Here is an 11,767-nt window from a genome sequence, read left to right as displayed (position 1 = left end):
CCTAGATTCACGCCAGATGCCGCGTTCGCGCAAGGATCCGCGTTCACCTTGAATGGCGTGGGCACGTCAGATGGCACTGTCCCGGCCTTCCCAGTAGGGGGCCCGGAGTTTGCGTTTCAGCAGCTTGCCGTTGGGTTCGCGGGGCATCTCGTCGATGAAGTCGATGGTCTTGGGCCATTTCATCCTGGACAGGCGTCCTTGCAAAGAGCCCAAGATTTCGTCGGCGAGTTCGGGGCCGGGGGTCGCGCCGGGAGCGGCCTCGATGATGGCCTTGATCTGCTCGCCCCATTCGTCATCCGGAATGCCGAAAACGGCGACATCGGCGACTTTGGGGTGAATGAGTATTTCGTTCTCGATCTCGGCGGGGTAGATGTTGGTCCCACCCGAGATGATCATGTCGGCTTTACGGTCACAGAGGAACAGGAAGCCGTCCTGGTCCAGGTAGCCGATGTCGCCGACGGTGAAGTAGTCACGCAGGCGGTTCGCCTCGGTTTTGGCGGGGTCGCCTTTGTACTCGAAGCGGAGGCCCATCATCTTCATGTAGATCGTGCCGGGTGTGCCGGTGGGGGCCTCTTCGAGTTCATCGTCCACGATGAGGAGTTCGCTGATCGGCCAGGCTTTGCCTACAGTTCCCGGGTGTTTCTTCCAGTCCTGCGGGGTGGCGATGGTTCCACCGCCTTCGGTGGCCGCGTAGTACTCGTACACGACATCGCCCCACCAATCGAGCATCTGCTGCTTGACCGGGACAGGGCAGGGCGCGGCGGCGTGGATCATCCAGCGCAGCGAGGAGAGGTCGTAGCGGCGCCTGACCTCTTCGGGGAGGGAAAGCAGCCGTTTGAAGTGGGTTGGGACCATGTGGGAGTTGCTGACCCGGTAACGCTCGCAGAGGCGCAGGGTCTCTTCGGCGTCCCACTTGTCCATGTAGACGAGGGTGTGGCCCATGTGCAGGGCGGTGCCGCCGAACTGGGTGACGGCGGTGTGATAGTTCGGAGAGGTGACCAGGTGGGCGTTGGGCCTGCCGGGGGTCATGCCGAACAGGGTGAGCAGGAAGGTCATCAGCTCCGCGCCCTCATCCGGATCCAGACCGCTGAGCGGACGACGTACACCCTTTGGTTTGCCGGTCGTTCCGGACGTGTAGTGCATGCTCGCGCCTGCCGTACGATCCGGCGGGAGCGTGTCCGGGCGGCCCTCGGTCAGGTCCGCGACCGGGCGGAAACCGTCAACGGCGCCGAAAGCGAATCGGCGTTCCGGCGCCAGGTCCCCCGCCCCGCGCGTGCCCTCCTCGGCGTAACGTTCATGCACGAAGTACGCCTTCGCCTCGCTGTCGGCCACGATGTAAGCGATCTCCGGACCGGTGAGATGCCAGTTGATCGGCGTGTAGTACCACCCCGCCTGCAGCGCCGCCAGATACAGGATGAGACCGTCCACCCCGTTCGGCACCAGCCCGCAGATGCCATCCCCCGGCCGCAGCCCGAACTCGCGCAGCCCGTGCACGAGACGATTGGCCCGGGACAGCAGCTCACCCGCCGAATGCTCCGTCCCATCCGGATCGACGGCCGCGATCCACTCGGGATCGGCCTGTGCGAGCCTCCAGAATCCGAGCGAACCCATCCGGAACTCCCTTGTCCGCGCGGGAAACACAAACGAGAATCTGTTCTACCTTGCGGCAGATTAACCCGGTCGAGCATGACTGAACAAGCGCTTGTGTCGCGAGCACGGCCACGTGCACGGACGAAGGCGCCTGCCGCAGGACGCACGCCTCACGGCGACCATCGCCGCAAGGAGACAGAACGGGTTCTACTAACAGTACGGCCGGACGCTTGGTTGCCTGAGGAGACTTCGTGGAACTTCTGCCCATCAGCACACCCCACTGCCGGGTCGAACGCGACGGCCATCTCGTCATCGTCACCATGGACCGCCCCGAAGCCAGGAACGCCCTCTCCACCGACATGCTCATCGGCATGGCCGAAGCCTGGGCCTACATCTCCGCCGAACCCGGCGTCCGCGTCGGCATCCTCACCGGCGCGAACAACACCTTCTGCGCGGGCGCCGACCTCAAAGCCATGGGCGCCCCCTCCACCGACGACCGCGTCCGCCAGCGCGCCGCCGAAATCCCCAATTTCCACTGGAAGGGCCTCCTCCGCGAGGACATGCCCACCAAACCCATCATCAGCGCCATCGAAGGCTACGCCGTAGCCGGCGGCACCGAGCTCCTCGTCGGCACCGACCTCCGCGTCGTCGCCGAATCCGCCACCCTCGGCCTCTTCGAGGCCAAACGCGCCCTCTTCCCCATGGGCGGCAGCGCCGTCCGCCTCCCCCGCCAGATCCCGTACGCCTTCGCCATGGACCTCCTCCTCACCGGCCGCGCCATCACCGCCCCCGAGGCCTACCGCATGGGCTTGATCAACCAGATCGTCCCCGACGGCCAAGCCCTCCCCAAAGCCATCGAACTAGCCGAAGACATAGCCTCCTCCGGCCCTCTCGCCGTCCAAGCCATCCTCCGCACCTACCGCGAAACCCTCGCCCTCCCCGAAGACGAAGCCCTCAAAATCTCCGACAACCTCGGCTGGCCGGTAATCGCCTCAGAAGACGCCAAGGAGGGCTCCCGCGCCTTCCGCGAAAAACGCCCCCCACGCTACGAAGGCTCCTAACGCCGGGTGATCGATGTACAGATCCGCAGGTACGCAGCCGTGTTTGTGCGACTAATCCTCTGTTATCCGGCCGAGGCGGTCCATCGCCTCTACATAGCCTTCGACCATCTCGAATACGACCTGGCGGGCGGACTTGACCTGGTTCATCGTGCCGATGATCTGGCCGGCCGGGAAGGTTGCCAGTTCGGCCGCGTCGGAGCGGCCGATGCGGCGTAAAGCGTCGGAGACGAGCATGAACTGTAGGGGCATGGGGAGGGTTCCTGGGGAGTCGGTGGACTCCCAGGCGTCGGTCCACTCGTTCTTGAGGAGGCGGGCGGGTTTGCCGGTCCAGGAGCGGGAGCGGACGGTGTCGCGGGAGGTGGCGGCGAGGATGCGTTGTCTGGCCATTTCGGGGGTGTCGGCTTCTTCGACGGTGAGCCAGATTGAGCCGGTCCAGACGCCCTCGGCGCCGAGGGCCATGCCTGCTGCCATCTGACGGCCGTCGCCGATGCCGCCGGCGGCCAGCACCGGCACATCTACCGCGTCCACGACCTGCGGGATCAGCACCATGGTAGAGATTTCACCGGTGTGACCACCCGCCTCGGTTCCTTGGGCGACGACCACGTCTACCCCGACTTCGACCTGTTTGATCGCGTGCCGGGGCGTGGACGCGAGGGCGGCCACCTTGACGCCTTTGGCATGCGCCTGCTCGACCACATCGGCCGGAGGTGGGCCGAGCGCGTTGGCCAGCAGGGCGATCGGATGCCGCAGAGCCACCTCTACCTGCGGCCGCGCGGTCGCGTCGGTCCACCCGAGTAGCGCCCGCCCGGCGTCGTCCCCGCTCAAAGCAGGGACGCCGTGCTTCTCCAGCAGGTCATCCACAAACGCCCGATGCCCGGCGGGAATCATCCCCTGCAGCCGCCCCAGCAGATCCTCAGGCGAGTCCACCCCAAGATCCGCCCCTTCGTACGACGCGGGCATGACCACGTCAACCCCGTAGGGCATGCCCCCGACGTTCTCGTCGATCCACTTCAGCTCGGTTTCGAGTTCCTCCGGCGTGAAGTAGAGCGCCCCGAGCACCCCCATTCCCCCCGCCCGGCTGACCGCCGCGACGACATCCCGGCAATGGCTGAAGGCGAAAATCGGAAACTCGATCCCGAACATGTCCGTGACCCGCGTTCGCATGCCCTAACCGTACGAGGCAAACCACGAAAACTGCAACGCGTTCTACTCTAGAACCTTTGCTCTACTTGCCCGGCTCCGGATCGCGGGGAAGGCCGAGCATACGTTCGGCGATGATGTTGAGCTGGACTTCCGTGGTGCCCCCGTAGATCGTCATCGCGCGGGTGGCGAGGACGGCGCGGTTCCAGTACCCGGCGTCGCCCAGCTTCCAGTCGGCGGCCGTCACGCCGGCGGAACCGACCAGGTCCACCGCGCATTCCGCGACATGCTGGGCGTGCGAAGTGGACAGCAACTTGCGCACCGAGGCGTCCGCGCCGGGTTCGGTGCCCGCCAACTGCTTGAGCGTCACACGCAGCGACAAAGCGTTGATGGAATGACCTTCGGCGACCACATGGGCCAGAGTCTGCCGTTCCGCCGGGTTCAGATCGCGGCCGAGCCGACCGGCGAGCCCGAGCAGATCGGGCACAGAAGAACCGGTTCCACCCGCGCCGGAGGACAGGGACACGCGCTCATTGGAGAGGGTGTTCCTGGCCACCTTCCACCCCTGGTTGACCTCCCCGACCACGAGATCGTCCTCGATGAAGACGTCGTCCAGGAAAACCTCGTTGAACAGGTTCTCCCCGGTCATCTCCGTCAGCGGCCGCACGGTCACCCCGGGCGCTTTCATGTCGACGAGAAAATAGGTGATGCCGTCGTGCTTGGGCCCTTCATTGGACGACCGCGCGATACAGATCCCCCACTCGGCGACATGCGCCACCGACGTCCAGATCTTCTGCCCGTTGAGCCGCCAGCCCCCTTCGACCCGTTCGGCTTTCATCTGTACGGACGCGAGATCCGACCCCGCCCCCGGCTCCGAGAACAGCTGGCACCACATGATCTCCCCGCTGAGCGTCTTGGGGAGGAATCGTTCCTGCTGCTCGGCGGTGCCGTACGTGGTGATGGACGGCACCACCCACGCACCGATGATCATCACAGGCAGTTTGATGCCCGCCGCCTTGAGCTCCTGCTGGATGATGATCTGCTCCAGCGGCTTGGCGTCGCGCCCCCACGGCCTGCCCAGATGCGGCATCACGAATCCGGCGGCGGCCAGCGCGCGCTTCTGCTCGACGCCGTCAAGCGTCCCGATCTCAGCGAGTTCGCCCCGAATGCGCTCCCGCAGCGGTTCGGCGTCCTCGGGCAACTCCAGCCGCATCTCCCGCGAAACGCCGGACAAAGCCAGCGAAGCCACCCGCTCAGCCCACTCCGCGGAGACACCGAGCAGTGCCCGGATTGTCAGCGCCCGGCGGAGGTAGAGATGCGCGTCATGCTCGAACGTGTACCCAATACCGCCAAAAGTCTGGATCGCGTCCTTGGCGCACTGAACGGCCGCGTCCGGGGCGATCTGCCCGGCGATCGCCGCCGCGAAGGCACGCTCCTCCCCATCGGCCCGGGTCACGTCCCACACGGTCGCCCGCGCCTGCTCCAACGCGACCAGCATCCGGGACAATTTATGCTTGATCCCCTGGAACTGCCCGATCGGGCGCCCGAACTGCACGCGCACCTTCGCGTACTCCGCCGCCGCCCGCACGCACCACTGCGCGACCCCGGCCGCGTCCGCCCCGAGCAGCACCGCGGCCAGCTCCCGCACCGCCGCCAGATCCAGCCCGTCCAGCACCCTTTCGCCCGGTACGGCTACCGCCGCCAACTCCACCCGGGCCACCCCGCGGGTCAGGTCGAGCGCCTTGATCGGCGTGACCGTGGCGAGCGTGGCGTCGATCGCCACCCACTCCTGCCCCCGCTCCGTGGCCACCGGCAACACCAGCACGTCGGCCAGCGTCCCGCCCAGCACGGGCTCAGCCGACCCGGACACGGTCAGCACGCCATCGGCCCACACGCCGCTGAGCTCCCCGTCGAGGGCGACCGCGCCGGTCAGGGTGCCATCCGCGAGACCGGGTAGCAGCTCGGCCCGCGCTTTCCCGTCCGCCGCCAAGATAGACGCGCTGGCCAGAATGGTCGGGACGATGGGCCCGGGCACGATCCGCTCGGACAGGGCTTCGATGGCGACGGCGGCCTCCAACAGGCCGTACCCGGAACCGCCGTGTTCCTCCGGCACGTGCAGGCCGAGCAGTCCCTGGTCGGCGAGGGCCGGCCAGAACGCGGGACGCTCCTCCGCCTCGGCGCCGACAGCGTGACGGACGACGTCGGCGGGGGCGAAACGCTCCGCCCAGCCGGCCACCGACTCCCGGAGTGCCTCGTGCTCCTCGCTCAGCCCGATCGCCATCTGACCCTCCACATTCATACGATGCGCAGAATCATATTCTAGAAGAAGCTTCGTGAATGGCTAGGTCTCGGCCGCGCCTGTGTCTGGGCGCGGCCATGTCACAACGGACGGAGGGTCCACGAGAGCATGTTCAGGTCGTGGCGGAGTTCGGGCATGGTGCTGGGGACCGAGGCGAACAGCATCGCGGGCTTGTTTCCATCGGTCTCCACCAGCGCGACGATCGCGTCCGACGTGCGCTTCTCGCCTTCGACCTGGTAGGTCACGCGGTAGCCGAGCAGCCAGCCGTTGCCGTACCGGACGGGTTGGGAGGCGGTCCAGCGGAGTGTGCTGCCCTCGGGCTGGTAGCGCAGGGTCCAGCGGGCGGCGCGGGTGGCGACCTTGCGGAAGTCGGCCTGGTCGCGGAGAGGGCCGGGGTCGGCGCCGGGGAGCGGGCCCGAGGCGATGATGGCCTCGCCCGCCTTCTGCCGGTACTGGAACGGGTCGGGCTTCGCCGACCGCCAGGGCGCGGCGAACTTGGCGTAGGAGATGCCGGACTTCTCGTCGGTGACGAGCGAGGCGATCGTGGTGCCGGAGCCGGGGAACACGGTCATGCTGCGGGACGCCGGAACCCGGGGCAGCGTGATCGGGGTGGCGCTCGGCGACGGGCTGGCAGTGGCGGACGCGGACGGGGACGGGGTGGCCTGGGCGGCGCGCTGGACCTCGACCGTGCCGGGGGGCCGGTCGTCGGCGCCCAGGGCGTGCACGAACACGACCACGGCGATGCCGATACTGACCGCGCAGACGACATAGACGATTCGCATGGGAATGTCGCCGAAACTGCGGCGCGGGGGCGGTGGCCGCTCCGGGAACGCGAGCCGCCGCAACTCCTCCGGGCTGACCTTCGGTAGTGGCGTCGTCGGCGCGTCGTAGGAACGGATGAACGGCCGGCGCGGGCTGCCCTGTTCGTCCGTCATGTCCGCAGATTACGCCAGAAGTCATGATCGTGCCCTCACGTTGTCACGCTCCATCACGACGTGGTTCCTGGCATCCCTGGACGCACCTGGATAGACAGTCCGACATGAGAATCTCACCGGAGATCACCCAGGTGACGGCCAGATCGGCGGGGCCCCTGGCGCTGGTCCTGGTGGTCGCCACGGCAGCCTGCACCGCTCCGTCGCATACCACCGGGGCGACCCCCGCGACCCCTGCCGTCAGTGCCCCGAGTCAGAACCACAGTCAGGGCATCCGCCCGCCCGCCGCCGCGGTGGCGATGGAATCCGCGTACGAACAGGTCATCAAGCGGGTCCTACCGTCCATTGTCCAGATCACCACCGGAACCGGCCTCGGCTCCGGCGTGGTCTTCGACACCCAGGGTCATATCGTGACAAATGCCCATGTAGTGGGAGGTGCCCGCGAGTTTCAGGTGACGCTTGCCACCGGCGGGCAGCCCAGGTCCGCGACGCTGGTCGGCGCGTTCGCGGCCGGAGACCTCGCGGTGATCAAGGTCGCCGACGATCACGGGCTGGCGCCGGCCGCGTTCGGCGACTCGGCGAATCTGCGGGTCGGCCAGATGGTGCTGGCCATGGGCAACCCGCTGGGCTTCTCCGGGACGGTGACGCAGGGCATCGTGTCGGCCCTGGGCCGTACCGTATCGGGGCAGGACGACGACGGTGCGCCGGGCGCGACGATCGCGGACGCGATCCAGACCTCGGCGGCGATCAACCGGGGGAACAGCGGCGGCGCGCTGGTGGACCTGTCCGGCCGGGTGGTCGGCATCCCGACCCTGGCCGCCACCGACCCGAAGCTCGGCGCCGCCAACGGCATCGGCTTCGCCATCCCGAGCGCCACCGCGAGCGACATCGCCAACCAGCTCATCAGGCAGGGCAAGGTGGTCAACACCCACCGCGCCGCCCTCGGCGTCCGGGTCGGTACGGCAATCGGCGAGGACGGCGAACCCATCGGCGTCGCGGTCGGCGCGATCACGCCCGGCGGCGGCGCGGCGAAGGCCGGAATCAGGCCGGGTGACGTGATACTCAGCGTCAACGGCTCCCCGACTCCCACCACGACCGCGCTCGCCCAGGTGCTCGCCACCCTCAATCCGGGCAAGCAGGTCAAGGTGGAATACCTGGGCGAGACCGGCGAGAGAACGGTGACAGTGACCCTGAGCGAGCTACCCGGCGGAAGCTAACACATTCGTGTCAGAAATTAGCCGGTACGCCGTGCTGATTGTTACCGTCATGCGATGACCACGATCGACCTCACGGAGTTCATCGCCGGACTCCCGAAAGCCGAGCTGCACGTGCACCACGTCGGCTCGGCCTCCCCCCGCATCGTCGCCGAACTGGCCGCCCGCCACGAGGGCTCCACCATCGTCCCGGCCGACCCGGACCAGCTCGCCGCTTTCTTCGACTTCCGCGACTTCGCGCACTTCATCGAGGTGTACACCGCGGTGGTGCATCTGGTCAGGGATCCCGAGGATCTCTGGACTCTGATCCACGGGGTGGGCGTCGACCTGGCCGCCCAGAATGTGCGCTACGCCGAGCTCACCGTCACGCCGTACATCCATCTGCTCAACGGCATCCCCGACGCGCAGTTCTGCGAGGTCATCGAGGACGCCCGCCGTCGCGTCGAAGCCGATCACGGTACGGTCCTGCGCTGGTGTTTCGACATTCCCGGCGAGATCGGGATCTCCGGGGAGCGCACCCTGCGCATCGCCCTTGACCAGCGCCCTGACGGCCTGGTCAGCTTCGGCCTGGGCGGCCCGGAAACGGGCATCTCCCGAGCCCAGTTCGCCCCGTTCTTCGACCAGGCCCGCGCCGCCGGATTGCACTCCGTCCCGCACGCCGGCGAGACCACCGGCCCGGACACGATCTGGGACGCCATCAACCACCTCGGCGCGGAACGCATCGGCCACGGCATTTCCAGCGCCCAGGACCCGAAACTCCTCGCCTACCTCGCGGAACACGCCATCCCCCTGGAGATCTGCCCAACCTCCAACGTCTGCACCAAGGCCGTCCCTTCCCTCGCCGAACACCCACTCCCGACCATCGTCGCGGCCGGGGTCCCTGTGACGATCAACTCCGACGACCCACCCATGTTCGGCACCACCCTCAACCAGGAGTACGCCGTCGCCGCCCAACTCCTCCACCTCGACCCCACGGGCATCGCGGCCTTGGCCAAAAGCGCAGTCCACGCCTCCTTCCTCGACCCCCAGGGCAAATCGACCCTGCTCCACGAAATCGACACCTACACCAACCAGTGGCTCTCCCTTTGAGACGCGCTCAGCGGGGCAGCGTGAGGTCCAGTTCGAGCCAGTGAGACAGATCCTTGATCTCGCGATCGATGGCCGCGGTCATGGTCTTGGTGAAGGGGATGTCCTGGTGGATCGCGTCGATCCGCAGTACTCCGGCCTTTCGGTCGGCGGTGGCGTCGAGTTTGCCCACCAGTTGGTCGGCGTACAGGATCGGCAGGGCGAAGTAGCCCCAGCGGCGCTTGGCAGCGGGCTTGTACATCTCCAGTTGGTAGTCGAAGCCGAAGAGTTCAAGGGTGCGCTTGCGGTCGTGGATGAGCCGGTCGAAAGGTGACAACAATGCCGCGCGCCCGGAGAACGGCTGGCCCAACAGGGTTGGATCGACTCGCCACGTGCCCTTGACCCCCTCGACCACGGCCGGTTCGCCGGCCTCGCTCACGTCCATGGGTTCGACCGGACATTCCGGCCCTCGGGCGCGGGCGATGCCCAGCGCGCGCAGTCGTCGTTCGTCGCGGGTTCGGACCGCCTCGTCGACGGGAACTACCTGGTCATCGGGGTAGACGCGGGTCGCCAGGTCCCACAGCCGGTCGCGGCCGCCGCGTCCAGCGATCGCGACCTCGCCTCGCACCACCATGAACTCCAACATCTGCGTGACGTTGCGGTTGTTGGTCCACCCGGTCGATTTCCACGGCACCTCGCACGTGTCCGGAAGATCGCGCGACGGCAGCGGCCCCGCGGAACCGAGCCGATCGAGAATGTCCAGACGGCACGCGTCGTTGGCGCGCACCCAGTCACGGCGGTACTCCTGCCAAGGAAGCAGTTGCCCGGATCCCGGCCACTCGGCCATCTCGGCGCGGTACAGAGCGAGATCCTCGCTGGGCCGGATCATCGCCCGAAGCTCCAGCAACGTCCGGTTCTCCAGCGCCCTGCTTAAGTCAGCCGGTGCGTACGACGACCCGAGACGACTCCACGCCACAAGGTCCGCACTCGGCGCGATGGCGGCGATCGGGTCGATCTGCAACAGCGTCAGACGGCGCACAACATCAAGCAGCTCAACCGGCCGCGAACTGTCCAACAGCTGCGCGCGCACAGCGATGCGGCGCGCGTCGGTGGGAGAAAGCTCGTGAACGACCACGACACGAGGCTAGGGGAGCAATCCGGCCGGGATCCACCCACCAGAGGGCAATCTCCCCGGGATCGGTGCACAGCGACACTAGCGGCGGCCAACGTCCGCGCCGCGAAGAGCTCCCGCAGCGGGCAGTATCGACGGTGTTATGTTGCGAGCATGGTGGGAGGTCGACGTGGCCACCTGGATGGGCCGCGACCGAGGGCAACGCCGACAACGGAGGCGCCATGCTGAGGAAGACCACTCTTCATCAACCACTGGAGCGCCTTCTGACGGCTCGTGCTCAACGGGCGCTGGACCTGGCCGAGCAGGAGGCAAGGGCTCGGGGCCATGACCGTGTTACCGCCGACCACCTGCTGATGGGCCTTGCCCGCCTGGACGAGGGCGTAGCCGTCATGACACTCAACAGCCTCGGCGTCGACCTCGGCCACACGCGCACCCGAGCGACAAGCGCAGACCTCGCCCACCTCACGGAGCTGGCCCGCCGTGAGGCCTTCCGGCTCGGCCACCGGTATATCGGCACCGAGCATCTCCTGCTCGGCCTCCTACATATGGATGGAACAGAGACTCTGGGTGTCGGCCTGCAACAGGTCCGCGATCAGGTCATCAAGGTCCTCCACGGCAACCCACTCTGAACTCGCTCCAGATGATGGAATTCATCCCTTCTGATGGCACTCCGAGGCGCTTCCCGCAAGCGCGTCGCTAGAGTTAATTAAAGAGAAGATGGTGACCCTGTGGACCTGAGAGACGAACTCGCTAACGCGGCCTGGCGCAAAGCATCCTTCTCCGGCTCGAATGGCGGAAACTGTATCGAGGTCGCCCCTCTATCCAACGGCCGAGTAGGCATCCGTGACACGGAATCCCCTGACCAACCCCCATTCGTCGTCACCGCCGGCGTTTGGACCGCATTCGTCAACGGCGCCAAAGCCGGTGAATTCGACTTCTAACGAAATCCAAAACAAGCGCAACCACCAGCGCGTTTATCGAGTGGATCTGAAGGACGAACTCGCGAACGTGGAAATGCCACCGCACAGATGAGCACCAGAGACGCGATCAAACGAGCGTTCGATGAGTATTTCACGGGCTACCGAATGTCTCTCCCCGATGAGTGTCTGAACGAATCCGCCGGAGAATTCGAGCAGAACGGCTGGGACGTCCAGTACAAGTTCGGGAGCGACTACCTGGAGTGTTACGCCACGCATCGAATGACCAACGACCGGCTCTACCGGATTTACGCCGACGGGCGAGTAGAACTAATGGATTCGACCACGGACGGCGTGCTCCCCGATCATGACCGGAACTTCTCCGACGAGGTACGGCGGCGAGGTTACCGGGGGTAG

Annotated in this window: 11 protein-coding genes; 6 read left to right on the top strand and 5 right to left on the bottom strand. The window is 66.8% G+C overall.

Translation table 11 applies throughout. The annotated features are described in order from the left end of the window. Nucleotides 1–66: 66 nt before the first annotated feature. Nucleotides 67–1,611 (bottom strand): acyl-CoA synthetase, encoded by a 1,545-nt coding sequence (locus tag Aple_RS29685; RefSeq protein ID WP_155348012.1) that lies wholly within the window; start codon nucleotides 1,609–1,611, stop codon nucleotides 67–69. Nucleotides 1,612–1,841: 230 nt separating this feature from the next. On the opposite strand from Aple_RS29685, the gene Aple_RS29680 reads away from it, so the two are divergent. After that, on the top strand, nucleotides 1,842–2,651 hold the full coding sequence (locus Aple_RS29680; protein WP_155348011.1) for a crotonase/enoyl-CoA hydratase family protein: 810 nt from the start codon (nucleotides 1,842–1,844) through the stop codon (nucleotides 2,649–2,651). 51 nt (nucleotides 2,652–2,702) lie between these two features. On the opposite strand, the gene Aple_RS29675 is transcribed toward Aple_RS29680, so the two are convergent. From Aple_RS29675 to Aple_RS29665, 3 genes are all read right to left on the bottom strand, one after another. Then, nucleotides 2,703–3,815: an NAD(P)H-dependent flavin oxidoreductase gene (locus Aple_RS29675; protein WP_155348010.1), complete on the bottom strand. Its 1,113-nt coding sequence runs from the start codon at nucleotides 3,813–3,815 to the stop codon at nucleotides 2,703–2,705. Nucleotides 3,816–3,876: 61 nt separating this feature from the next. Beyond that, nucleotides 3,877–6,072, bottom strand: a complete 2,196-nt coding sequence (locus tag Aple_RS29670) for an acyl-CoA dehydrogenase family protein (RefSeq protein ID WP_155348009.1) — start codon at nucleotides 6,070–6,072, stop codon at nucleotides 3,877–3,879. A 98-nt stretch (nucleotides 6,073–6,170) separates the two neighbouring features. Then, nucleotides 6,171–7,025 carry a hypothetical protein gene (locus Aple_RS29665; protein WP_155348008.1) on the bottom strand — a complete coding sequence of 285 codons (855 nt, stop codon included), beginning with the start codon at nucleotides 7,023–7,025 and terminating at the stop codon, nucleotides 6,171–6,173. 104 nt (nucleotides 7,026–7,129) lie between these two features. Between Aple_RS29665 and Aple_RS29660 the strand changes: the two genes are divergently transcribed. Both Aple_RS29660 and Aple_RS29655 read left to right on the top strand, forming a co-directional pair. Then, a complete protein-coding gene (locus Aple_RS29660) occupies nucleotides 7,130–8,239 on the top strand; it encodes a S1C family serine protease (RefSeq protein WP_155348007.1) in 1,110 nt (369 codons plus the stop codon). Between the two features lie 54 nt (nucleotides 8,240–8,293). Next, on the top strand, nucleotides 8,294–9,325 hold the full coding sequence (locus Aple_RS29655) for an adenosine deaminase (protein WP_155348006.1): 1,032 nt from the start codon (nucleotides 8,294–8,296) through the stop codon (nucleotides 9,323–9,325). Nucleotides 9,326–9,332: 7 nt separating this feature from the next. On the opposite strand, the gene Aple_RS29650 is transcribed toward Aple_RS29655, so the two are convergent. Further along, nucleotides 9,333–10,436: a DNA glycosylase AlkZ-like family protein gene (locus Aple_RS29650; protein WP_155348005.1), complete on the bottom strand. Its 1,104-nt coding sequence runs from the start codon at nucleotides 10,434–10,436 to the stop codon at nucleotides 9,333–9,335. A gap of 218 nt (nucleotides 10,437–10,654) precedes the next feature. Here Aple_RS29650 and Aple_RS29645 point away from each other — a divergent pair, with 218 nt between their 5' ends. From Aple_RS29645 to Aple_RS29635, 3 genes are all read left to right on the top strand, one after another. Next, complete coding sequence (locus Aple_RS29645; protein WP_155348004.1) at nucleotides 10,655–11,062, top strand: Clp protease N-terminal domain-containing protein; 408 nt, start codon at nucleotides 10,655–10,657, stop codon at nucleotides 11,060–11,062. A 99-nt stretch (nucleotides 11,063–11,161) separates the two neighbouring features. Continuing rightward, nucleotides 11,162–11,374, top strand: a complete 213-nt coding sequence (locus tag Aple_RS29640) for a DUF397 domain-containing protein (protein ID WP_155348003.1) — start codon at nucleotides 11,162–11,164, stop codon at nucleotides 11,372–11,374. Nucleotides 11,375–11,461: 87 nt separating this feature from the next. Next, nucleotides 11,462–11,767: a hypothetical protein gene (locus Aple_RS29635; protein ID WP_155348002.1), complete on the top strand. Its 306-nt coding sequence runs from the start codon at nucleotides 11,462–11,464 to the stop codon at nucleotides 11,765–11,767.

It is taken from the genome of Acrocarpospora pleiomorpha, assembly GCF_009687885.1.
Lineage (GTDB): Bacteria > Actinomycetota > Actinomycetes > Streptosporangiales > Streptosporangiaceae > Acrocarpospora > Acrocarpospora pleiomorpha.
Note: the sequence above shows the minus strand (reverse complement) of the source record. Positions and strands in the feature narration are given on the sequence as shown.